At 69.5% G+C, this 23,802-nt stretch carries 23 protein-coding genes; 19 read left to right on the top strand and 4 right to left on the bottom strand.

From position 1 onward, the window contains the following. Positions 1-29: 29 nt before the first annotated feature. The 3 genes from ACWDEW_RS30275 to ACWDEW_RS30285 all read left to right on the top strand — a co-directional run bounded on the left by ACWDEW_RS30275 (position 30) and on the right by ACWDEW_RS30285 (position 2,629). Entirely contained in the window at positions 30-773 is a 744-nt protein-coding gene (locus ACWDEW_RS30275; protein WP_019073979.1) for a response regulator transcription factor, read from the top strand. Next, complete coding sequence (locus tag ACWDEW_RS30280; protein WP_450516785.1) at positions 770-2,290, top strand: sensor histidine kinase; 1,521 nt, start codon at positions 770-772, stop codon at positions 2,288-2,290. Before ACWDEW_RS30275 ends, ACWDEW_RS30280 begins: the two co-directional genes overlap by 4 nt. Before the next feature lie 204 nt (positions 2,291-2,494). Next, positions 2,495-2,629, top strand: a complete 135-nt coding sequence (locus tag ACWDEW_RS30285; RefSeq protein WP_450516787.1) for a hypothetical protein — start codon at positions 2,495-2,497, stop codon at positions 2,627-2,629. Here the strand turns inward: ACWDEW_RS30285 and ACWDEW_RS30290 are convergent. The 4 genes from ACWDEW_RS30290 to ACWDEW_RS30305 all read right to left on the bottom strand — a co-directional run bounded on the left by ACWDEW_RS30290 (position 2,626) and on the right by ACWDEW_RS30305 (position 6,294). Further along, entirely contained in the window at positions 2,626-3,558 is a 933-nt protein-coding gene (locus ACWDEW_RS30290) for a sodium:solute symporter family transporter (RefSeq protein ID WP_450516789.1), read from the bottom strand. The two genes, ACWDEW_RS30285 and ACWDEW_RS30290, sit on opposite strands and share 4 nt — an antisense overlap. Before the next feature lie 188 nt (positions 3,559-3,746). After that, on the bottom strand, positions 3,747-4,439 hold the full coding sequence (locus ACWDEW_RS30295; protein ID WP_450516791.1) for a 3-oxoacid CoA-transferase subunit B: 693 nt from the start codon (positions 4,437-4,439) through the stop codon (positions 3,747-3,749). Continuing rightward, the gene (locus ACWDEW_RS30300; RefSeq protein ID WP_450517006.1) at positions 4,436-5,098 is read right to left on the bottom strand and encodes a 3-oxoacid CoA-transferase subunit A; all 663 of its coding nucleotides are present in this window, start codon (positions 5,096-5,098) and stop codon (positions 4,436-4,438) included. Before ACWDEW_RS30300 ends, ACWDEW_RS30295 begins: the two co-directional genes overlap by 4 nt. 5 nt (positions 5,099-5,103) lie before the next feature. Beyond that, on the bottom strand, positions 5,104-6,294 hold the full coding sequence (locus ACWDEW_RS30305) for a thiolase family protein (protein WP_450516793.1): 1,191 nt from the start codon (positions 6,292-6,294) through the stop codon (positions 5,104-5,106). Between the two features lie 84 nt (positions 6,295-6,378). Between ACWDEW_RS30305 and ACWDEW_RS30310 the strand changes: the two genes are divergently transcribed. The 16 genes from ACWDEW_RS30310 (at position 6,379) to ACWDEW_RS30385 (ending at position 23,759) form a co-directional block, all read left to right on the top strand. Then, entirely contained in the window at positions 6,379-7,281 is a 903-nt protein-coding gene (locus tag ACWDEW_RS30310; protein ID WP_450516795.1) for a LysR family transcriptional regulator, read from the top strand. Positions 7,282-7,434: 153 nt separating this feature from the next. Then, entirely contained in the window at positions 7,435-8,382 is a 948-nt protein-coding gene (locus tag ACWDEW_RS30315) for a helix-turn-helix domain-containing protein (RefSeq protein WP_450516796.1), read from the top strand. Positions 8,383-8,510: 128 nt separating this feature from the next. Further along, the gene (locus ACWDEW_RS30320) at positions 8,511-10,304 is read left to right on the top strand and encodes an FAD-dependent oxidoreductase (protein ID WP_450516798.1); all 1,794 of its coding nucleotides are present in this window, start codon (positions 8,511-8,513) and stop codon (positions 10,302-10,304) included. A 5-nt stretch (positions 10,305-10,309) separates the two neighbouring features. Continuing rightward, on the top strand, positions 10,310-11,365 hold the full coding sequence (locus ACWDEW_RS30325) for a maleylacetate reductase (RefSeq protein ID WP_450516800.1): 1,056 nt from the start codon (positions 10,310-10,312) through the stop codon (positions 11,363-11,365). Then, entirely contained in the window at positions 11,362-12,249 is an 888-nt protein-coding gene (locus ACWDEW_RS30330; protein ID WP_124003286.1) for an intradiol ring-cleavage dioxygenase, read from the top strand. Before ACWDEW_RS30325 ends, ACWDEW_RS30330 begins: the two co-directional genes overlap by 4 nt. Positions 12,250-12,434: 185 nt before the next feature. Beyond that, positions 12,435-13,226, top strand: a complete 792-nt coding sequence (locus ACWDEW_RS30335) for an MHYT domain-containing protein (RefSeq protein WP_450516802.1) — start codon at positions 12,435-12,437, stop codon at positions 13,224-13,226. A 263-nt stretch (positions 13,227-13,489) separates the two neighbouring features. Beyond that, entirely contained in the window at positions 13,490-15,145 is a 1,656-nt protein-coding gene (locus ACWDEW_RS30340) for an FAD-dependent monooxygenase (RefSeq protein WP_450516803.1), read from the top strand. A 41-nt stretch (positions 15,146-15,186) separates the two neighbouring features. After that, positions 15,187-15,645: a VOC family protein gene (locus ACWDEW_RS30345; RefSeq protein WP_450516805.1), complete on the top strand. Its 459-nt coding sequence runs from the start codon at positions 15,187-15,189 to the stop codon at positions 15,643-15,645. A 43-nt stretch (positions 15,646-15,688) separates the two neighbouring features. Beyond that, complete coding sequence (locus ACWDEW_RS30350; protein WP_450516807.1) at positions 15,689-16,432, top strand: dienelactone hydrolase family protein; 744 nt, start codon at positions 15,689-15,691, stop codon at positions 16,430-16,432. A 23-nt stretch (positions 16,433-16,455) separates the two neighbouring features. Next, positions 16,456-16,755: a DUF6295 family protein gene (locus tag ACWDEW_RS30355; protein WP_450516808.1), complete on the top strand. Its 300-nt coding sequence runs from the start codon at positions 16,456-16,458 to the stop codon at positions 16,753-16,755. 134 nt (positions 16,756-16,889) lie between these two features. Then, positions 16,890-18,218, top strand: a complete 1,329-nt coding sequence (locus tag ACWDEW_RS30360; protein WP_450516810.1) for an ABC transporter substrate-binding protein — start codon at positions 16,890-16,892, stop codon at positions 18,216-18,218. Between the two features lie 94 nt (positions 18,219-18,312). Beyond that, positions 18,313-19,560, top strand: coding sequence for an acyl-CoA dehydrogenase family protein (locus ACWDEW_RS30365; protein WP_450516812.1), 1,248 nt, complete (start codon positions 18,313-18,315; stop codon positions 19,558-19,560). Between the two features lie 29 nt (positions 19,561-19,589). Beyond that, positions 19,590-21,578 (top strand): ABC transporter permease, encoded by a 1,989-nt coding sequence (locus ACWDEW_RS30370; protein ID WP_450516814.1) that lies wholly within the window; start codon positions 19,590-19,592, stop codon positions 21,576-21,578. A gap of 2 nt (positions 21,579-21,580) precedes the next feature. After that, positions 21,581-22,357: an ABC transporter ATP-binding protein gene (locus ACWDEW_RS30375; protein ID WP_450516816.1), complete on the top strand. Its 777-nt coding sequence runs from the start codon at positions 21,581-21,583 to the stop codon at positions 22,355-22,357. Next, a complete protein-coding gene (locus tag ACWDEW_RS30380) occupies positions 22,354-23,112 on the top strand; it encodes an ABC transporter ATP-binding protein (RefSeq protein ID WP_450516818.1) in 759 nt (252 codons plus the stop codon). Before ACWDEW_RS30375 ends, ACWDEW_RS30380 begins: the two co-directional genes overlap by 4 nt. Beyond that, positions 23,109-23,759: an NADPH-dependent F420 reductase gene (locus ACWDEW_RS30385; RefSeq protein WP_450516820.1), complete on the top strand. Its 651-nt coding sequence runs from the start codon at positions 23,109-23,111 to the stop codon at positions 23,757-23,759. The genes ACWDEW_RS30380 and ACWDEW_RS30385 overlap by 4 nt, the downstream gene beginning before the upstream one ends. Positions 23,760-23,802 lie beyond the last annotated feature (43 nt).

A 23,802-nucleotide genomic window follows, 5' to 3' on the forward strand; every position in this document is an offset into this window, starting at 1 on the left:
GCCACACAGCAGAACGGACCAGCAGACGCATGACCGAGCAGCTCACAGCAGCGCGGCCGCGACGTCGACTCCTCGTGGTCGAGGACGAGCCCAGCATCCGCACCCTGTTGGAGGCGACGCTCCGCCTGACCGGATACGAGGTGCGCAGCACCGACACCGGTCAGGCGGCCCTCCTGGAGATCGAACGCCTGGAACCGCATCTGGTGCTGCTGGACGTGATGCTTCCCGACCTGGACGGCTTCGAGGTGACCCGCAGGCTGCGGGCGGCGGGCAACGACTGTCCGATCCTGTTCCTGACCGCCCGCACCGGCACCGACGACCGCATCACGGGACTCAGTGCCGGCGGGGACGACTACGTCGCCAAACCCTTCAGCATCGAGGAGGTGCTGCTGCGCATCGAGGCCATCCTGCGCCGCACGGCGCCGGCCACCGAATGGCAGGCGGTGGAGAGCGTTCTGCGCTACGCCGACCTCGAACTCGACGAGGGCGCCCACGAGGTGCACCGGGCGGGACAGTACATCGCCCTGTCGCCCACCGAGTTCAAACTCCTGGCCTACCTCCTGTCGAACGCGGGCCAGGTGGTGAGCAAGGTACAGATCCTCGACCACGTCTGGAGCTACGACTTCGCGGGCGACTCCCGGATCATCGAGACATACGTCAGGTACCTGCGCAGGAAGATCGACTGCTTCGAGCCGCCGCTGATCCACACCGTGCGCGGCGTCGGCTACTGCCTCCGGCGTCCCCGCGACCACGCAGGGGCGCCGGACCAGTGACCCGCTTCCTGCCCCGGCCGCCCAAGTCGGTGCGGCGGCGCCTCGTCCTCGGCGCCACCCTGCTCGCCACCGTGGCGGTTCTGACCTCCCAGGCGATCGGCTACGTGGTGCTTCACTCCTGGCTGCTGGACCGCGTCGACGCGCAGCTCGTCGAATTCCATCCACCGGATCCCGCCTACTTCGACGCGCTCCGGGACACGCTCCCAGCCCCGGGAGCACGACAGGACGTGCTCCCCTCGGACTTCCACATCTACTTCTACGACGCCTCCGGGGCCCACCTGCCTAGCTCCCTGGGTTCCGCGACCAGGCCAGGACCTCGGCTGGCCGATCGGGCGAAGGACCTCGGGCTGCGGGACGGGCACCCCGAGACCGTGGCCGCCGTCAGTGGTGACGGCCGCTGGCGGGTGCTGCTGAACCCTGGTCCGGACGGCATGAGCGCGGTGGTCGCCCTGCCGCTCGACACCGTCGACGGCGCCACCTCGAAACTCCTGTGGCTGAACGCCGTGTTACTCGCCGTCACGGTCGTCGCCCTGATCGCCCTGGGCCGGTGGGTGGTTCGGCTGGGACTCCTGCCCCTGACCAGAATGGAACGGACGGCTCAGGACATCACCGCGGGCCGGCTCGATCTTCGGTTGGCCGACACCGATGCGCGTACCGAGATCGGACGGCTCGGACGGGTCCTGAACTCCATGCTCGACCGCCTGCAGAAGGCGCTCTTGGCACGGGAGACCTCGGAGGCCCGCCTTCGCCGGTTCGTCGCCGATGCCGGACACGAGCTGCGCACTCCGCTCACTGTCATCCAGGGCTACGCCCAACTCGGCCTCCGACCGGAACCGCGCTCGGCCCTCGAACAGTTCGAGGCCAACCGGTTCATCGCCCAGAACGCGGAACGCATGAGCCTGCTCGTCGACGACCTCCAGTTGCTCGCGACCCTGGACAAAGAGCCCTCCTACCGCAGGGAGCGGGTCGACCTGCTGTCCCTCGCGGCGGACGCCGTCAGCGCCGCAGCCGTCCACAGTGAGTCCCACCCCGTCGGCCTCGGCCCGCTGCACACCCCGACGGACCCCACCGGGGCGGAAGAGCTGGACGTAGCGGAGACCGTCGGCGACCCGCACCGACTGGGTCAGATCGTGGAGAACCTGCTCTCCAACGCCCGCACCCACACCCCGCCGGGCACCCGCGTCCAGGTGCGCGTCGGCACGACCCAGGCAGGTCCCGGAACCGGGGGTACGGACCGGCCCGGACGCACCACCGCGTCGCGCCCCCTGCCGGAAGGGCTGCCGGTCAGTGTGATCGAGGTGGCGGACGACGGACCCGGCCTCGAACCGGTCGAAGCCAAGCTCGTTTTCGAGCGCTTCTACCGCGCCGACCCCGCCCGCTCCCGCATCCATGGCGGCAGCGGCCTCGGCCTGGCCATCGCCGCGACCATCGCCGAGGGGCACGGCGGCCGCCTCGAACTCGACACGGCCCCCGGGCGGGGCTGCGTCTTCCGCCTGGTCCTGCCCGCGGTCGACTAACGACAGGGGGTGACAGAGACCGCTGCGGTCAGCGGAACTCAACGGGTATGTGCGGAAGGATCCTTGGGGATGCCGGCTCGGGATGCGAGCGGCCGACCGGTCACCAGGAGTGCGTCGACGGCGAGCGCATCCTCGTTCTGAGCCGGATCCGGCCCATCGCGGCGCCGTCCCACCAGACTGCCCGCCCACCCCAGCAGGAAGGCCGTGGGTACGGAGATCGTGGCGGGGTTGCTCGGGCCGAACCACGCGAAGTCGGCCGCCGGGAAGAGTGCCGTCGGACTGCCCGACACCGCCGAGGAGAACAGGTACAAGCCGATCGTCAGCGCTGTTCCGCCTTAGATCGTCCACAGCACACCCGTGCGGTTGAACCGGTTCCAGTAGAACGTGTACAGCAGGGCCGGTGCCGCGGTCGACGCGGATGTGGTCGTGGCGAGTTGGGCCAGGAAGCCGGCGGAGTGGCCCTGGGCGATCACCGCGAGTGCGATGCCGGCGGCGCCGAAGAGCGCCACGGCGAGGCGGGCGGTCTTGAGTTCGCCCGACGGGTCCGACTGCCTGTGCCGCGCGACGTAGTGGTAGGAATCGCGGGCGAGGGCACCGGCAGCCGCCAGTGTGGTGCCGCCGACGACCGACAGAACGCACAGGAACAGGGCGCAGGCCACCGTGGCGAACATCAGGTTGCCGAGTCCGTTCGCGGTCCCGCCTGTCAGGTTCCGTGCCAGGAGCATCAGCGCGCCGTCGGCATGGGCCTGCCCGCTGAAGATCTCACGAGTGCCGATCCGTGCCGAGGCCGTGAATCCCAGCAGTATCAGCGCGACGCACAGGAAAGCGACGACACCGGCCGCGTATCGGATGGAACGTCGTGCCGTGGCGGAGTCCTTCATCGCGTAGACCCGGCTGAGGACGTGCGGCATGCAGGCGCTGCCCAGGACGAGCGCCAACTGCCCTCCGGCGAAGTCGAGGCGCGTGCTGCTCCCGACGCCGATCGTGCCGCCGGGGGACATGTACCGGCCCTGCTGGGTGCTGCCCTGCGAGGCGGCGCTGATCAGGGCGTCGACGTCGCCGTGGAACGCGCGGACGGCGTAGGCGCAGAGCACGAACATCGCTGTGCCGATCACCGTGACGGCCAGTACCTGCACGGAGGTGAGCCCCTTGGCGCCGCTGAGCACTCCGCAGGTGACGACCAGACAGCCGATCAGTACGGTGCACAGCTTCTGGACGCCGATCCCGGTGAAGCCGAGCAGGGAGGCGGTGATGCTGCCGGCGGCCATCAACTGCACGATCGCCTCGCCGAATCCCGGCCCTGGTGGGAGCCGGTACGCGTCTCATCACTTGACCTTTCGGTGAACCCTACCGTACGGTACAAATTTACTGAACGGTGCAGTACAGCTATGGGTGGTTGGGATGCCCGCCGGCTCCGGATCCCGGGGCACTCAGGTGGCCCCGGATCCGGAGGCTCTCAGGTCCCGTCCGGACGAGACAGGGCGACGCCGAGGCGGTGTGCGAGGCCGTCGTACGGAATGCCGAAGGTCTCCAGGACGGTGGCGCCCCCGGGACCGATCTGGAACGTCGCGACGTCGGTGTAGACGCGGTCGACGCAGCCGACGCCGGTGAGCGGGTAGGTGCACTCCGGGACCAGTTTGGGCGCGCCCTGCTTGGTGAACAGCGTCATCATCACGAACACCCGCTTGGCGCCGATCGCCAGGTCCATCGCTCCGCCGACGGCCGGGACGGCGTCGGGGGCGCCGGTGTGCCAGTTGGCGAGGTCGCCGGCTGCGGACACCTGGAAGGCGCCCAGTACGCAGATGTCGAGGTGACCGCCGCGCATCATGGCGAAGGAGTCGGCGTGGTGGAAGTAGGCGGCTCCGGGCAGTTCGGTGACCGGGATCTTGCCCGCGTTGATGAGGTCGGGGTCGATCTGCCCGTCTCGGGCCGCCGGTCCCATGTTGAGCATGCCGTTCTCGGTGTGCAGCACCACCCCCGCACCCGCCGGAAGGTGGTCGGCCACCAGGGTCGGCTGGCCGATGCCCAGGTTGACGTAGGAGCCGTGCGGGATGTCACGCGCCACCCGTGCGGCCATCTCGTGCTTGGTCAGCGGACCCCGGTCGAGGTGCTCCACGAGGGGCGGAGGTGAACTCGTCGGATTCGTCATGCTGCGGGCACCACCTGTACGACGCGGTCGACATAGATGCCGGGGGTCACCACGGCCTCGGGATCGAGTGTGCCGATATCGACGATCTCGCCCACCTGGGCCACCACCGTGGCCGCCGCCGTGGCCATGACCGGCCCGAAGTTGCGGGCGGTCCTGCGGTAGACGAGGTTGCCCATCAGGTCGGCCCGGTGGGCCCTGATCAGGGCGACGTCCCCCTTGATCGGGTATTCCAGCACATGCGTCCGGCCCGCTATCTCCCGAGTCTCCTTGCCCTTGGCGAGCAGAGTGCCGGCTCCGGTGGGGGAGTAGAACGCGCCGATCCCGGCACCGGCCGCGCGCAGTCGCTCGGCGAGCGTGCCCTGCGGGACCAGCTCCAGTTCGACGCGTCCCTCGCGGTACAGCCGGTCGAAGACCCATGAGTCGGCCTGCCGGGGGAACGAGCACACCATCCGGCGCACCCGCCCCTTGTCCAGCAGGGCCGCGAGTCCGGTGTCGCCGTTTCCGGCGTTGTTCGACACCACCGTCAGCCCGGTCGCGCCCTGCCGGATGAGTGCCTCGATCAGGTCGGCCGGCATGCCGGCCGTGCCGAACCCGCCCACCAGCACGGTCGAGCCGTCCTGGATGCCGGCGACGGCCTCGTCGGGATCCCCGCACGTCATGACGTTCACACCGCACTCTCCAGGACCACGGCCAACGCCTGTCCGACGCCGATGCAGATCGCGGCGACACCCCACCGCTGTCCCGACGCGCGCAGACGCGCGGCCAGCGTGCCGAGGATCCGGCCGCCCGAGGCCCCGAGCGGATGACCGACGGCGATGGCGCCCCCCTTGGTGTTGACGATCGCCGGGTCGATCTTCCAAGCGTCCACGCAGGCCAGCGACTGCACGGCGAAGGCCTCGTTCAGCTCGACCGCCGACACGTCGGCCCAGGAGATCCCGGCCCGCTTCAGCGCCCGCTCGGCCGCCTCGACCGGCGCGAACCCGAACATCTGCGGGTCGAGCGCCGACACCCCGCGCCCGGCGATACGGGCCAGCGGCGTGCTGCCGATCCGGGAGGCCGCCGCTTCCGAGCCGATCAGCACGGCGGACGCGCCGTCGCTGAGCGGCGAGGCGTTGCCCGCCGTGATGCGGCCGTCGGGCCGGAAGGCCGGCTTGAGCCCGGCCAGCTTCTGCGGCGTGGATCCGGGCCTGATCCCCTCGTCACGGGAGAGGACGGACTCGCCGTCCACCACGACCGGCACCACCAGGTCGTCGTAGAAGCCCTCCTCCCAGGCGGCGTGCGCGAGGGTGTGGGAGCGGGCGGCGAACACGTCCTGGCGCTCCCTGGAGATCCCGAACCGGTCGTTGAGCTGCTCGTTGGCCTCACCGAGGGAGACGGTCCACTCCTTCGGCATGCGTTCGTTGACCTGTCGCCAGCCCAGGGTGGTCGACAGGGCGGTCACATGGCCCGCGGGGAAGGCCCGGGACGGCTTGGGCAGGACCCATGGAGCCCGGGTCATCGACTCCACGCCGCCGGTCAGGACGATGTCGGCGTCGCCGCTCTCCACGGCGCGCGAGCCGATGATCGCCGCGTCGAGGGAGGAGCCGCAGAGCCGGTTCACGGTCTCCGCCGGCACCGTCGTCGGCAGCCCCGCCAGGAGGACCGCCATCCTGCCGACGTTGCGGTTGTCCTCGCCCGCACCGTTGACGTTGCCCCAGACCACGTCGTCGAGGGCGGCGGGATCGAGCGTGGGCACCTTGCCCAGCACCGCTGTGACCGCCGTGGCGGCGAGGTCGTCGGGCCTGATCTCGGCGAGCGCCCCGCCGTAGCGGCCGAAGGGCGTGCGCACTGCGCTGTAAACGAAGCTGGCAACCATGGACGCGACGCTAGGTCCCTGCTATTAATCACGTCCAATATCTATTGGCGCATGATTTATCACTGAGGCAGATAAGCTGCGGTCATGGAGCTCCGCCAGATCCGCTACGTCCTCGCACTCGCCGAGGAGTGCCACTTCGGCCGCGCCGCCGAGCGACTCCACGTGGCCCAGTCCGCCCTCTCCCAGCAGCTGAAGCAATTGGAGCGCGAGCTGGGCACGACGCTGTTCACCCGGTCGACGAGGCGGGTCGAACTCACCGAGGCCGGCCGTCAGCTGGTCGCCTACGGACGGTCGATCGTGGCCGAGGTCGGACGGGCCGAGGAGCAGATGGCGCTGCTTGCCACCGGCCGTGCGGGGCGGGTGTCCATCGGCTTCGTCGGCACCGCCACGTACGACGTCCTGCCGCAGATCGCCCGGCGGGTACGGGAGCGGCTCCCGAACGTGGCCCTCGAACTGCACGGTGAACTGCTCAACCCCACGCTGGTCGAAGGCCTTCGCGAGGGCGTCTACGATCTCGCCCTGCTGCGCTCCGACGCCCTGCCGGACGTCGGCCTGAACCTCACCGCCCTGCGGTCCGAACGACTGGTGGCCGCCCTGCCCGCCGGGCACCGGCTCGCCGACCGGAGCCGGGTCTCCCTCGCGGAACTCGCCGACGAGTCCTTCGTCGTCCACCCCTCGCAGGGCCGGTCCTCCATGCACGGCCGGGTCCTGGCGGCCTGCGCCCGTGCCGGCTTCGTACCCTCACCGCTGACGGAAGTGGGCGAGACGTCCACCCTGGTCGTCTTCGTCGCGGCCGGCCACGGAGTCGCACTGGTCCCGGAATCGGTACAGAGCCTCCGCCTCGACAGGGTCGTCTACGTCCCGCTCGCCGAGACCGAGACCGTCACCCTGGGGCTCGCACGCCGACAACTGCGGAACTCGCGGGCCACCGAACGGATAGCGGCGATGATCGAGCAGTACATGTCGAGCAGCGCCGAACAGCGGTAGGCGACACGGCGGGGGACCGGTGACGGGGAGTCGGTGGGCGCCCTGTGCACGCCCCGGCGCGCTCGGAGCCGGTGGTGCCGTCTCGACCCTTGGCCTACACGTTCCCCGGACGCACACTGTGGTGGTGTTGGTATTGAGCCAGGCAGGTGCAGCTTGATCGGCTCCGTCAGGATTCCCCGAGCCCATCGCTTCGCCACCGCGCAGATCGAGCCGGACCGTCAGGTGGAGCTCTGGGAGCGGCACAACGCGGAGTCCTTGATCGCCCTCGCCTGCCGGCCGCCGGTCGCCGGGTCGTTCTCGGCCGCCGAGGTGAACCTCCAGCTCGAGCGGGTCCATCTCGCCCGGGTCCGTGGCACCCGGCACGTGGTCGAGCGCTCCTCCGAGCTGGTCGAGGCCAAACCGACCGGGGCGATCGTCGTCTACATGGCCATCACGGGAGAGGCGGTCTTCGAGCAGAACGGACACCGTCGCGTGCTGCGGCCCGGGCAGCTCCTGGTCTGCGATGCCGACCGCCCCTTCGTCCGTGGGTTCGGCCACGGACTGGAGGAGCTGGCGGTGAAGGTTCCCCGTGCGGAGTTCTCCGCGCTCACCGGCCTGCCGAGCGTGCCCACCCCCGTCGTCGTCGACGTGGGCGTCGGCGAGAACGCACACGGACGGGCCCTGGCCAGGCTCGCGGGACGGGCGGTCCGCCGCGACCGACCGGTGCCGGCCGACGAGCAGGCGATCGTCGAACTCGTTTCGGTGCTTGCCGCCTGTGACCATGTCGGGCTGCCCGTGACCCACAGAGCGACGGCCCGGATGTTCATCGAGGAGAACTTCACCGACCCGACGCTCCGCGCGGCCGACATCGCGTCCGGCACGGGCATCAGCGAGCGGCATCTGTCGCGTCTGTTCGCGGCCGCCGGCACCAGCGTGCCCGCACACATCCTCTCGCGCCGGCTGGACACGGCGTACAGCATGCTGACCTCCGGCTCCGCGAGCGGCCGGCGCACGTCGGACGTGGCGGCACGGTGCGGCTTCACGTCGCTCGCGTACTTCTCCCGCACCTTCCACGAGCGGTTCGGCATCACCGCGGGCGAGGTGCGCGCGGGGTCCGTCTGACGGATCCGCGGCCCGGCATCCTCATTTCCGCCATGTCGGCGCGGATCGTTGGAGCCGCCGGGGTGTGACCGCCGACACTCGACGCACCAGCCCGGTGCCCCTGACCGGGACGAAGAAAGGTGTGTCACATGCCCGTGTTCGACGATGGCCAATCCGAGACCCGTCCGCCCGCGTCATCGGTGGTCGAGACCGACGTCCTCATCGTCGGCTCAGGACCGGCCGGCGCGTCGGCGGCGTTGTTCCTGTCGACCCTGGGCGTCGACAACATGGTGATCACGAAGTACCGGTGGACGGCGAACACCCCGAGGGCCCACATCACCAACCAACGGGCGATGGAGATCTTCCGGGACATGGGCATCGAGGACCAGGTTCTCGCCGATTCCACGCCCCACCACCTGGTCGGCGACACGGTGTTCTGCACGTCGATCGCCGGCGAGGAGATCGGGCGCATCCACACCTGGGGGACCCACCCGGCCCGCGAAGCCGACTACCAGCTGGCGTCGCCCTGCCTCGTGGTGGACATCCCACAGACCTATCTCGAACCGATCCTGGTCAAGAACGCGACCGTACGAGGCACCCAGACGCGGTTCTCCACGGAGTACGTCTCGCACGTGCAGGACGCGGACGGCGTGGACGTCCTGGCCCGGGACCGGCTGACCGGGGCGGAGTACACCATCCGGGCCAAGTACCTGATCGGTGCCGACGGTGCCCGCTCCAAGGTCGCCGCGGACATCGGCCTGCGCTACGAGGGCGCGATGGACATCGCCGGGTCGATGAACATCACGTTCAAGGCCGACATCGAGGCCTACGTCGGTCACCGGCCGTCGGTCCTCTACTGGGTGATCCAGCCGGGCGCGAACGTCGGAGGCATCGGGGCCGGCCTGGTGCGCATGGTGCGGCCGTGGAACGAGTGGCTGATCGTCTGGGGCTACGACATCAACGACGAGCCCCCCGTCGTCGACGAGGCCTCCGCGACGCAGATCGTGCGCGACCTGCTCGGCATGCCCGACATCGACGTCGAGATCACCGGCACCAGCCTGTGGGGCAACAACGAGATGTACGCCGAGCACATCCAGAAGGGCCGCGTCTTCTGTGCCGGGGACGCGATCCACCGGCACCCGCCGAGCAACGGTCTGGGCTCCAACACCTCGATCCAGGACTCCTACAACCTGGCCTGGAAGCTCGCCCTCGTGCTGCGCGGCCAGGCCGACCCGAGTCTGCTCGACACCTACTCGGCCGAGCGGGCGCCGGTGGCCGAGCGCATCGTCCGGCGGGCGAACCGGTCCAGCCGTGAGTTCGTGCAGTTCTTCGAGGTGCTCGGGCTGCTCGACGCCACGACCGAGGACGAGATGGTCGCGGCGATCGAGGAGCGGAAGGCGAACACGCCCGAGGGCGCGGCCAAGCGCGCCGCCCTGGTCGACGCGATGGAGCTGAAGAACTACGAGTTCAACGCCCACGGGGTGGACCTCGGACAGCACTACGAGTCGGCCGCGGTCGTCTCCGACGGATCCTCGCTGCCCGAGCCCAGCCGCGATCCCGACCTGTACTACGAGATGTCCACCGTGCCCGGGGCGCATCTGCCGCACGCCTGGGTCGGCGACACGATGGAGCGGAAGGCGATGATGGACCTCGCCCCCTACGACCGGTTCACCCTCGTCACCGGCATCGCCGGCCAGGAGTGGGCCTCGGTGGCGGACAAGGTCGCGCACGAGTTCGGGATTCCCCTCGCGACCGTCGTCATCGGGCCGGGCCAGGAGGTCACCGACCTGTACTACGACTGGGCGAAGCTGCGCGAGGTCGACGAGAGCGGGGTCGTACTGGTGCGTCCCGACAAGCACATCGCCTGGCGCTCGACGACGATGCCCGAGGACCCCGGGAGCGCCCTGCGGACGGCGCTGCGGCAGATCCTGGGGAAGGCGTGAAGGGCATGCGCTTCGACCACGACACCCTCGCTCAGCGTGTGCGGTTCGCCTCGGCCTCGGCGGCGGAGAACCTCCTGGACGAGATCAAGGAGCTCGGCGCGGCCCGGGTCATGGTGATCGCCGCGGAGGCCGAACGCGAACTGGCCCACCGGATCGCCGGGCAGTTGCCCGTGGCGCACTGGCACCACGAGGTGGCCATGCACGTGCCGGTCGAGGTCGCCGAACGGGCCCGAGAACAGGCCGCGGCCCATCGCGTCGACGCCCTCGTCTGTATCGGCGGCGGCTCGACGACCGGCTTGGCCAAGGCCGTGGCGCTCACCACCGGTGTGCCCATTGTGGCGGTGCCGACGACCTACGCGGGCTCGGAGGCCACCAACGTCTGGGGACTCACCGAGCACGCCCGCAAGACCACCGGCACCGACCCCCGGGTGCTCCCGCGAACGATCGTGTACGACGCGACGCTCATGCTCACCCTGCCGGTCGACCTGAGTGTGGCGTCCGGGCTCAACGCCCTGGCCCACTGCGTCGATTCGATGTGGGCGCCGCGGGCCGACCCGATCGACCGGGCACTGGCCGGCGAGGGCATCCGGGCCCTGAACGTCGGACTGCCGCTGGTCGTCTCCGAGCCGGGCGGCCTCGACGGGCGTGAACACGCCCTGTACGGCGCCTATCTCTCCGCGGTGGCGTTCGCCTCCGCGGGCTCGGGGCTGCACCACAAGATCTGTCACGTGCTCGGCGGCATGTTCGATCTTCCGCACGCCCAGACCCATGCCGTCGTCCTGCCCCACGTACTCGCCTTCAACGTGCCGTCGGCACCGGACGCCGAGCGACGTATCGCCGCCGCCTTCGACGCAGGGTCGGCGACCGACGGGCTCGCCCGGCTGCGCACCCGGCTCGACGCGCCCCGGGCTCTTCGCGACTACGGCATGCCGGAATCCGGCATCGGCCCCGCCGCGGAGGCGATCCTCGCCGCTGTGCCGCCGGGCAATCCGACCCCCGTGACCGCCGACAACATCACCGGGCTGCTGCACGCGGCCTGGGAAGGAGCAGAGCCCCGATGACCGACACCGTCTCCGCCGAACAGGAGCGTCGCGAGGCGGACCTGGTCGAGCGCGTCGTCCGTTCGTTCGACGGCTGTTCCGACCCGCGGCTCAAGCAGCTGATGACCTCGCTCGTGCACCATCTGCACGCCTTCGCCCGCGAGGTCCGTCTGACCGAGGAGGAGTGGACCAAGGGCATCGAGTTCCTGACCGCCGCCGGACACATGACGGACGACAAGCGGCAGGAATTCATCCTGCTCTCCGACGTACTCGGACTGTCGATGCAGACCATCGGCATCAACAACGAGGCGTACGGCGACGCGACCGAGGCGACCGTCTTCGGACCGTTCTTCGTCGAGAACAGCCCCGAGATCCCCCCAGGCGGCTCCATCTCCGGCGTCGCGTCCGGAGAACCGTGCTGGGTGGAGGGCACCGTCTCCGACAGTGACGGCGCGCCGGTCGCCGGTGCGCGCATCGAGGTCTGGGAGGCCGACGCCGAGGGCCTCTACGACGTCCAGCACGACGACGGCCGGACCGCGGCCCGCGGCCATCTCTTCTCCGACGCCGAGGGACGCTACTCGTTCTGGGGCGTCACGCCGACGCCGTACCCCATTCCCCACGACGGTCCCGTGGGCAAGATGCTCGCGGCCGTCGGCCGATCCCCCATGCGAGCCTCGCATCTGCACTTCATGGTCAGTGCCGCGGGGCAGCGCACGCTGGTCACCCACATCTTCGTCAGCGGCGACGAACTGCTCGACTCGGACACGGTGTTCGGGGTCAAGGAGTCCCTGGTGAAGAAGTTCGAACGCCAGGCCCCCGGCTCCCCGACGCCGGACGGCCGCGCGGTGGACGACTCATGGTCACGAGTCTCCTTCGACATCGTGCTGGCCCCGGCCGGTACGTGATCGTTCGGCACGGGCCGAGGGGGTCGGGCCGCTCGACGCGGTGAGCGCGTGCGCCCGGCCCCCTGGGCAGCAGTGCCCTCCCGGCCGGTACGGGTCTCCCGAACGCGTGCGGCCGGGATCGGGCCCGGCGGCGTCCGGCCGCCGCGCCCGTAGCAATCCCGCCTTCCCGCACGGAGGAGAACCGTATGACGGGCACCGTCACCAACTTCAGTTACGGCGTCGTGACGCCGATCGCCGCCTACCTGATGGCCACCGTCGGGTCGGCACTCGGGCTGAGGTGTACGACACGGTCGCTGCGCCGCCCACATCACAGAGGCAGATGGCTGGCTCTGGGCTCCATATCATTCGGCTGCGGCATCTGGGCCATGCACTTCACCGCCATGATCGGCTTCGACATCGAGGGTGTGGCGGTTCGCTACGACCGCGACCAGGTGTTCTTCAGCCTCGCGGTCGTCATCGTCTGCGTCGCCGTCGGCATGTTCCTCGCCGGCTACCGGGGCCGGTCGGCGGTGATCCTGACAATCGCGGGCATCATCACCGGGAACGGGGTGGTGACCATGCAGGGCCTCGGTATGAGTGCCATCAAGATCGACGGCAGCCTCCACTACGACGGCACCATCGTGATTCTCACCTTCGTCTTCACCCTCGTCATCACCACGGTGGCGCTGTGGGGAGCGGTCTCCATCCACGCCCTGTGGTCCAGCATGGGCGCGAGCCTGATCATGGGCGTGGCGGTGACCGGCATGCACTACATCGGCATGACCGCCCTCACCATCCGGCTCAACGGCCACACCACGATCGACGAGTCGACGAGCAATCTTGGGTTCCTCATGGTCATGCTCGCCGGCCCGCTCCTGGTCCTCCTGGTCGCCACGACCATCGTCATGTTCGACCCCGACATGCTGGACGCCGAGGGCGACGTGGACTGGGCGGCACACGCGCCGCGCGGGTCCGGCTCCGCCCACCCCGTGCGCTAGGAGCCCCCGCCGCGCCGCGTGCAAGCGGGCGCGCGCCGGCTGTCGTACGCCTCCACCGAGCAACGAGAACGCGGTCGCCGAGCACTCGCCCGGCGGCCGCGTCGTGGTTTGGCGGGCCCGCCGGTTCCTGGTCCGTGTACTCCTCCCCGGCGAAGTAACCCTCGCGACACACGGACGAAAGAACTGTCCGCCGAACGCTCGACATGGCGAGAGCTGAGGTCTATTTTGGAATCAGATTTCACCTGACGGAATGGAGGTCAAGTGTGAGCAGGGCACCTATAGAGGGGTCTGCCTCGGTGGCGATCGCCGGCGGTGGGCCCGTTGGCATGGCGCTCGCCATCGACCTTGCACAGCGCGGCGTGGCAAGCGTGGTCTTCGAAAGCCGTGCGGAAGCAGACCGCTTCTCGGCGCGCACCAACATGACAAATGTCCGTTCGATGGAGCACTTCCGCCGTTGGGGGATAGCCGACGCGCTGCGGGAGAACGACCCCGTGAGCCCGCGGATCCAACGCGACGTGGCCTTCGTGACACGGCTGAACGGGCATCTGATCCAGCACTTCCCCCGGGCCTACGAGTGGTCCGAGCGGCTGCCGATCGCCTCGGAGGTCGCCGAGTGGGCGCCCAACGAGGCGATCGAGAAGACCCTTCGGGCCCGGGCCGCGCAACTCCCGCTGATCGACGTGCGCTTCGGGCACACGGTCGAGTCGTTCGAGCAGGACGACGACGGCGTCACCGTGCACGTGACCGCGCCCGACGGGCCGCAGGTGTTCCGCAGCGACTACCTCGTGGCCGCGGACGGCAGCCGTTCGCGGCTGCGCAGCCGGATCCTCAACGTGCGGTTGGAGGGCAAGGCCAACCTGGCGCGGAGCTTCCTCTGGCATCTGCGTGCCCCCGGGCTGGCCGAGCACTGGAAGGCCTCGCCCATGGTGTCGATGACGCTCTTCTACAACGAGGACCGCTACTGCGACAGCCTGGTACCGCAGTCCGGCGAGGACCAGTGGGCGTACTTCTGTTCTCCGGTGCCCGGTCACATGGACGGTGACGACTGGGAGGCGTGCCGCGACATGCTCTTCCGGTCGGTCGGCGCCGAGTTCGAGGTCGAACCGCTGGAGGGCGGAACGTTCATCACCCACTCGATGCAGGCGCCGCGCTACGACTTCGGCCGGGTACTGCTGGCGGGAGACGCCGCCCACTTGGTCTCCCCGATGGGCGGGTTCGGTATGAACATCGGCATCGGGGACGCGGCCGACCTCGGATGGAAGCTGGCGGCACTCGTCCAGGGATGGGGCGGCCCCCTGCTCCTGGCGAGCTACAGCATCGAGCGGGGTGAGGCGGCCCGGTTCATCCTCGACGGCTGCGAGCGCAACCAGGCCGTGGGCGCGTCGCAGCTGGTGCGCGACGGTATAGAGGACCCCGGTCCTGAGGGCGATGCGGTGCGTGCCCAGGTCGCCGAAGACATCCAGGTGCAGAAGGCGCGACAGTTCAAGCGCATGGGCGGCCAGTTGGGCTACCGCTACTCCAGCTCGCCGATCGTCCTGCGCGACGGCGTCGAGGAGCCGCCGGCCGACTTCGAGGACTACGTCCCTTCGGCGGCGCCGGGCAACCGGGCTCCCCACCACTGGCTCAAAGACGGTTCTTCCCTCTACGACCACATCGGCCCGGGATTCACCCTTCTGGTGCTGGACGAGTTCGACACCGAGCCGCTGCGCCGAGCGGCCGCGGCGCGCGGCGTCCCCCTCGACGTGGTCACCCCCGGCGAGCCCGACCGGGCCGCCCTGCACGACCTGTACCTGGCACCCGCGACGCTGCTCCGCTCGGATCACCACGTCGCCTGGCGCGGCCACGCGATCGACGACGTCGACCGGCTGCTCGACGTCGTCACCGGTTCGTCGGCCTGGCCGACGACCGTCACCCCGTGAATCGCGCCGCTCGGCGCCCCACCACGTAAAGGAGTCTCACCATGCCCAAGGTCACCCGTCTCGGCCACGTCGGCCTGTTCGTCACCGACCCGGAGGTCATGCTCGAGTTCTACTCGGGCTTCCTCGGTATGACCGTGACCGACCGCGACGAGCGGCGCGTCTTCCTCAGCTCGCGCCCCGGCGAGGAGCACCACGAACTGCTCCTGGCGAAGAACGCGGAGCGGCACACCGACCCCCAGCAACTGTCCTTCGTGGTCGAGTCGTTGTCGGACCTGCGGGAGTTCTACGCGCAGATCGTCGAGCGGAAGTACTCGATCGACCACATCAACAACCACGGCAACGCGATCGGCTGCTACTTCCGCGACCCGGAGGACAACCGCGTCGAGGTCTACTGGCACACCGGTATCGACTGGCCGCAGCCCTTCAGCGAGGCGATCGACCTGTCCCTGAGCGAGGCGGAGCTGCTCGGCCTGCTGGACGAGATGCAGGCGTCCGCGTGATCGCGCCCGGACTCCCAAGAGGGGAACGTCCTTGAAGGAAGCCATGTTTGCCGAGGTCGTCGGATTCGCCGGCCATCGGGACACTCCCATAGAGGGCTACCTCGCCCGGCCCGTGACCACCGAGCCGACCCCCGGAGTCGTGGTGCTCCACCACGCACCGGGACTCGACCCGTGGTGCAAGGAGGTGGTGCGGAACTTCGCGGCCCGGGGCTACACGGCTCTCTCTCCGCACCTCTATCACCGGCGCGGTCCCGGCCATTGGGCGGACGTCGCCGCCGCCGCACGTGCGGAGGGGCTCGCCAAGGCGATGCCCAACGACCAGGTGATGGGCGACATCGCGGGCGCCGCAGCGTACTTGCGGGCGCAGCCGGGCGCCAACGGGAAGGTCGGAGTGATCGGTTTCTGCTCCGGCGGCCGGCAGGCGTTCCTGGCGGCCTGCGACGTGCCCTCGCTCGACGCGGCCGTGGACTGCTGGGGCGGGAGCATCCTCCCGCAACCCCCCGATCCCCATCGCCCGGGTCCGGCGCCGAAGGGCGTCATCCACAGGGCGCCGGACATGTCGATGCCGCTTCTGGGGATCTTCGGCAACGACGATCTCAACCCCACCCCGGAGCAGGTCGACGAGATCGAACGCGTGCTGACGAAGCACGGGAAGTCGTTCAGGTTCTTCCGCTACGACGGCGCCGGCCATGCGTTCTTCGCCTCGGACAAGCCTAACTACCGGCAGGAGCAGGCCGTGGACGGGTGGGAGCGGGTCTTCGAGTTCTACGACGAACACCTGCGCTGAAGGAGGACGGTATGTGCACGTGGATGACCGAGCAGATCGGTATCGCCGGTGCCGCGCGGGGAGTGCCGGACTGGCTGAAGGTGACGCAGGCCAACGTCTTCTACGACCACCCCGTCAGCGCTCCGTACGACCACGCGTTGATCATCGATTTCGTTAACCCTGAAGCCGGCGTGGGCGCTCGGGTCGGGATCGAGCTCAGCGCCGCCTCGGCGCGGGAACTGGTGCGAGCCATCACGGCAGCACTCGAAAGCCCGGAGGCCCAGGCCGACCTCGCGGCCCAGTCGCAGGTCCCGGCCGGTTCGGAACAGGAAACCGTGTCGTAACTCTTGTGGGGTTCCGGGCACGCTGCTAGGTTCACCGCATTCCATCTAGTGGAATTTGATTCCGCATCTAATCTCCGCCTTGAAGGTCTCAACGGCCGGCCCCGGATGGATCTGCGGGAAACAAGGAGTCGTACATGCACAAGGACGTGTTTGCAGACATTCCGGTAAGTCGGCGCACCAGGACCGCCGTCGTCGGACTGAGCGTGGTGCTCGGTCTGACGGCCGCCGGCTGCGCCACCTCGGACAGCACCGCCGCAACCCAGGGGGCCACCTCGCCCCGTAGTTCCAGCTCCGCCGACCCCTGGGCGGTGACAGATCTGGCCGACTACACCGGCGGCAAGTCGGGGGCGGCCGACACCGGCCTCTCACCGGTGAAGATCGGGTGGGTCAACCAGCAGGGCGGGTCGCTGGAATACCCGAACGCCACGCTCGGGGCCCGGGCGGCGGTGAAGTACGTCAACGAGAAACTTGGCGGGATCGACGGTCATCCGCTCGAACTGAGCACCTGTTACGTGGTGGACAGCGAGCAGGAGGGCAACTCCTGCGGGCTGAAGATGACCAACGACAACGACATCAAGACCGTGCTCGTCGGCACTCTGATCAACGGCGGCCAGTCCATGCGGGCGGTCGTCCAGGGCAGCAAGCCCATCCTGATGTCGAACTCGATCAGCGCGCCGGACGCCACCGGCAAGAACGTCTTCATCTTCAACGGCAACCCGGACTCGATCTTCGGAGGGCTGGCGACCTACCTCGACGACAAGGTCAAGGCCAAGAGCGTGGCCGTCATCTACCCGCAGGACGCCCAGAGCATCGGCGGCGTGGACGTGATCCGCAAGGACCTCAAGAAGCTCGGCATCAAGCTCAAGGCGGTCGGATTCGACCCGTCGACGACCAATCTCACCGCGGCCGCGGTCGCCGCCGGCGTCCAGACGGCCGACGCCGTCGTACCGCTGGTGTCGTCGCCGCCGAACTGCGTCTCGGCGGCCAAGGCCCTGGACTCCCTGGCGGTCAAGGCCCCGATCGTGTCGACCGGCTCCTTCTGCTTCTCCAAGGCAGTCGCCCAGGGGCTGGGCGGCGAAGCGCCGAAGTGGCTGCAACTGTCGACACAGACCAACGTCGCCGACACATCCCTCACCGATGTGCGGGCCTACCTCAAGCAGTCGCAAGCGGCCTCGCTGAGCGCCGGCGCCCAGACCGACTCCGACGCGACGCTCGCCTGGAGCCTGGTCATGACAGCGACGAAGTTCCTCAACGCGGCCGGTGGCGCGGACGCGACCACGAAGACCGTGGCGAAGGCCGCCCAGTCGTTCCACGGTCCGATGCTTCTGGGCAGCGAGACGGTCAAGTGCGGTGCCTACAGCGATCAGCCGGGACTCTGCGGCGCCCAGAGCCGGGTCTTCGAGCACACCGGCGGCAACACCTTCTCCGCGGTCACCGACTGGATCACCCCGTCCGGGCTCTGACGGCGACCACACGTCGTACCCCCACCGCGATCTCGATCAACCCTTTGCAACGACCCGTCCCCGCGACCGCGGCGGACGAAGACGAGGAGACACCATGAGCGCCCCAGCGAGCGCCACGATCCGGCCCCGTGAGCCGAACCCGCGTCCCGAGGACCTGGTGCAGCACGCGGCGGCCTTCCGAGACCGACTGCGGGACGAGCAGGAAGCCACGGAGGAGCGGGGCGCCTACTCGCCCGAGACTCACGAGCTCTTCCGGCAGGCCGGCTTCTACCGGACCCTCCTGCCCCGACGCTACGGCGGCTACGAATTCGACGTACCCACCTTCTTGCAGGTGATCGTCGAGATCGCCCGCGGATGTCCCGGAACCGGCTGGGGCCTGTGCCTCGCGGCCGGGCACGGCCTGCAGATCGGCGGGCTCTACGGCGAGGCCGCCCAGGCCGGTGCCATAGGACCCGACGGGGACTTCGCCGCACCCATGCGCGGCATCCCGATGGGCACGGCCACCCGAACCGAGCAGGGCGCGTGGCGGATATCGGGGACCTGGGACTACTGCTCGGGATCGCCGTACTCCACCCACGCGATGCTCGCGGTCCGCCTCGACGAGGGTGACGGTCCGGCCGGCGGCCAGGGGCTGGCGTTGGTGCCGCGCGCGGACTGGACGCTGATGGACGACTGGCGGCACCGCTCCTTCGGGATGCGGGGGAGCGGATCCAACAGCATCCAGGTCGACGGAGCGGTGGTCCCCGACGAGTTCGTCGTCCGCGGAAACCCGCTGGGGTTCGGCGGGAAGCCGGCGACCCCCGGTTACCGGCTGCACGGGAATCCCATGTACGCCGGCCACTCCATGGGCTACCTGCAACTGGAGATCACGTCGGTGCTGGTGGGCTGTGCCTACGCGGCGCTGGACGAGTACGAGCGGATCATCCGCGCCAAGAAGACCCCCGGACCACACGGCGTCCCGCGGTTCCAGACGGCCGACTACCAGCGCCACTGGGGTGTGGCCAGCGGCAAGGCCAGCGCGGCGGAGGACGTCCTTCTGCGCAGCAGCGAGTTCTACATGGGGCTCTGCCGGGAGGCCGTTGCCGGCGACAAGGGGTTCGCCCCGGAGCAGCTGATGCGGATCCACGCCAGCACCCACCACGCGGTCAACCTCGCCTGGGAAGCGGTCGAGCTGTTGTTCCGCACCTCCGGAACCAGTGAGGGAGGGCGCAACGGCTCGCGCATGCAGCGGTACTACCGGGACATCTCCACGGCACGGACCAACGTCGGGCTGCAGTGGGAGACCTTCGCCACCGCGCTGGCCAAGGAGCACTTCGGTCTGAAGGCCGACGGACTCGTCTGAGCCGGCGGCACGGCCGAAGGAGAAAGCTCATGGAGACACTTGTTCTTTTCGCGCTGCTGGGGCTCGGTTCGGGCGCGGTCATCGCCGGCATCGCGCTGGGTGTGGTGCTCGGCTGGCGCGGCAGCGGAACGATCAACCTGGCCGCGGGCGCGACGGTCATGGTCGCCGGCTATGTGTTCTGGGCGCTGCGCACCGGGTTCTTCGGGTTCGCGCTGCAGACCGTCCCGGCCATCGTTCTGACACTGCTGTTCATGGCCCTCTACGCCGTGGTCGTGGAGTTGGTCGCCGTCAGACCACTGCGCAGCGCCTCCCCGCTGGCCAAGCTCGTGGCGTCGTTGGGTGTGCTGCTGCTGACTCAGGCGTTGGTCCTGCTGACCTTCGGCAGCGCGCCCCGGAACAGCCCGTCGGTGCTCACCGGCGACGTGGTGTCCGTCTTCGGTGTGGCGGTGCCCGAAGCGCAGTTCATCCTGGCCGGCATCGTGGTGGTGCTGGCGGGCGGTCTTGCCGCTCTCTACCGCTTCACCCGGTTCGGGCTCGCCACGCGGGCTGCCTCGGAGAGCGAGAGGTCGGCCGCCCTGGCCGGACTGTCGCCGAACGTCATCTCGCTGGGCAACTCCGTCCTCGGACATGTGGCCACCGGGTTCGTGGGAGTGCTGGCCGCGTCGATCGTCGGACTCAGCGCCACGACACTGCCCCTGCTGATCATCCCGGCGCTGGCCGCGGCACTGTTCGCGCGCTTCACCTCGTTCGGTGTCGCGTGTGCCGTCAGCCTGCTCATCGGGATCAGCGAGTCACTGCTCTACCAGGCGTCCAACGAGTCGTGGTTCCCCACCCAGAACGGCTCCGCCATCCCGGGCGTGCAGCAGGTGGTCGAGTTCCTCCTCATCGTCATCGCCCTTTGGTGGCGGGGCTCCAGCCTTCCCCTCCGCGGCGACCTGGTGGAACGGTCCCTGCCGATGGTGCCCGACCAGGACCGGCTCGCCGCGCGGGTCGCCCCGGTGGCCATCGCGTGCGCCGTGGCCCTCGTGGTGCTCCCCTCCGACTTCCGGCAGGCCGTCGCGACCGGTCTGGTGGCCACCGTCCTGTGTCTCTCCTTCGTTGTGATCATGGGCTACGTCGGTCAGCTGTCGGTGGTCCAGTTGGCGCTGGCCGGAGTCGCCGGATTCGTGCTCTCGCACCTTGAGGCCGCGTACGGTATCGGCTTTCCGCTGGCCCCGATCCTGGCGATCGCCGCGGCGACCGTGCTCGGGGTGCTCATCGGCGCCAGTGCGCTGAGAGTGCGGGGAGTGACGCTGGTCGTGGTGACGCTGGCTGCCGCGATCGCGATCGAGCAGTTCATCTTCGCCAACCCGGACTGGGGTGGTGGCCAGACAGGGGCTCCTGTCGAGTCACCGAAGCTCTTCGGCCTCAACCTCGGTGCCGATGCCTCCTTCCGTGGTCTGGACGGGTCACTGCCCAGTCCGGTCTTCGGCCTGCTGGCACTGGTGGTGACCGTGGTGCTCTACCTGTTCGTGGCGAATCTGCGCAGGGGAGACCTGGGCCGCCGCATGCTGGCCGTGCGCTCGAACGAACGGGCCGCCGCGGCGGCGGGCGTCAACGTGCGAGCCGTCAAGATCCAGGGCTTCGCCATCGCGTCCTTCCTGGCCAGCGTCGCCGGCGTGATGTATGCCTACGACTTCCGCACGGTGTCGGCGAACAGCTACGGCACCATGAGCGCCCTCTCCCTGGTCGCGAGTGTCTACGTCCTGGGAGTGACGCTGGTCCAGGGCGGAGTGCTGGCCGGATTCGGCGCCGCCGGAGCGGTGATCCCACTCATCCTCCAGACCTGGGTGCTGCCGGAGAGCCGGGTCTCCATCTACATGCAGCTCATCATCGGAGCCGGTCTGCTCATCCAGCTGCGGTTCTGCCCCGACGGGCTGTTGGTCGCCTCGGCTGCGAAGCGGGAGCGACGTGCGCGTGCAGCACGAGCCGGCAAGGCGTTGACCGCGGTGGGCGCCAAGCCGCAGGGAGGTGTGTGAGGATGCCGAGTCCTGTGCTGTCCGCACGCGGTATCAGTGTCCGGTACGGCGGGGTGCGGGCGCTCTCCGGCGTCGACATCGAGGTGCGTCCCGGCCAGATCGTGGGACTGATCGGCCCCAACGGGGCGGGGAAGACCACGTTCATCGACGCCGTGACCGGTTTCGCGCGGTGCATGGGCAGCGTCGAGGTGGCCGGCCGCGACATCGGGCGGATGCGCCCGCACGCCCGGGTGCAGGCGGGCCTCGGCCGGACGTGGCAGGCCGTGGAGCTCTTCGACCCCCTCACGGTGGCGGAGAACCTGGCTGTCGCCGCCCGTCGGCCGGCGTTGTGGACGACGATCCGTGAGCTGCTGACCAACGCCGAGGCGACCAGGCCCCCGGTGGGCCATGCCCTGGAGGCGCTCGGCATCGTGGACCTCGCCGATGCGATGCCGGGCGAGCTCTCGGAGGGGCAGCGAAAGCTGGTCGGTATGGCCCGGGCCTTCGTCGGTGAGCCGAAGGTGGTGCTGCTGGACGAGCCGGCTGCCGGCCTGGACACCGACGAGAGCGCGGAGCTCGGTAAACACCTGCGACGGCTCGGTGATCAAGGCACACCGATGCTGCTCATCGACCACGACATCAATCTCGTGTTCGCGACCTGCGATCACGTGGTCGTCCTCGAGTTCGGCCAGGTCATCGCCACCGGGCGCCCGGCGGACGTGCGCCGTGACCCCAGGGTGATCTCCGCCTATCTGGGATCGGCGGCCTCTGACGACATCAAGGTCGGGGAGGAATCATGACCCAACCAGTACTGCGCATCGAGGGTCTGACCGCGGGTTACGGCAGCGTCGACGTCGTTCGCGATGTCCATCTGGAGGTCGGCAAGGGCGAGGTGGTGGCCCTGCTGGGCCCCAACGGGGCCGGCAAAACCACGACGTTGCGCGCGCTCTCCGGCCTGGTGAAGGTCTCGGCGGGTTCGATCTCGATGCGCGGCCAGGACCTGACCGGACTGACCCCCGCCGCACGAGCGCGTTGCGCCATCGCGCACGTGCCGGAGGACCGGGGCCTGTTCAGGGGACTGACAGTGGCCGAACACCTCAGGCTCGGGCCGCGCGGCGAACGACTGGAGGCGGACTTGGCCTACCGGTACTTCCCGGCACTGCCGGCCATCGCCGACCGGCGCGCGGGCGTCCTGTCCGGCGGCGAGCAGCAGATGCTCGCGGTCGGACGCGCGCTGGCCCGCAGACCCTCGCTGCTGGTGCTCGACGAGCTCAGTCTCGGATTGGCCCCCGTGATCGTCGAGCAGCTGCTGCCCGTGATCCGGGCCTACGCGGACGAGAGCGGCTGCGCCGTTCTGCTGGTCGAGCAGCACGTGCACCTCGCCCTGGAGATTTCCGACCGGGCCTACCTGATGGCCCACGGCGTCGGCAGCGACAGCCATGACGCCGCGGTGCTACGGCGGGACCGCAGCGTGATCCAGGCCAGCTACCTCGGGGGACAGGAGTGGACACCCACTGCTGATCGTGAAAAGGAACGAGACGGAGACACGCAATGAGGATCGGAATCATCGGGGCCGGCCGAATGGGCCAGGCGCTCACGGGTCTGCTCGTGGAGGCCGGCCACGACGTCGTGCTCGCGAACTCGCGAGGTCCGCAGTCGCTGGTCGCCCTGACGGCCCAGTTCGGTGAGCACGCCAGTGCGGCCGACGTCCCCGGCGCCGTGGAGGGAAGTGACCTCGTCATTCTGGCCACGCCCTGGGGCAGGACCGCGGAGGCGGTGTCGGCGGTCGAGGACTGGTCCGGCGTGGTGGTGGTCGACACCACCAACAACCGCAGCAAGCCCGGCCCCGACGGCCTCATCGACATCGGGGACCGCATCTCGAGCGAGGTCGTCGCCGAGTTCGTGCCCGGCGCCCGGCTGGTCAAGGCCTTCAACACCACGCCCATCCCGTTCCTGGTCAAGGGTCTGGGAGCGGCGGCGGGCGAGGACAACGCCGTGTACATGGCCGGGGACGACTCCGACGCCAAGGCGCTCGTCGGGGCGCTCATCGCCGGCGTCGGCGGGGAGGCCGTCGACACCGGTGACCTGCACACCGGCGGTTGGCTGCAGGGCATGTCCGGCCCGTTGGCCGGGACTCTGGAAATGCTCACCCCGACGGATGCCCGCAACCGGCTGGCAAAGGCCCTTGAACTGGTGCGCTAGCACCCCACCGACCAAGCACACCCCTTCACTAGGAAAGAGAGAA

The sequence above is a fragment of the Streptomyces sp. NPDC001100 genome, from assembly GCF_053598575.1.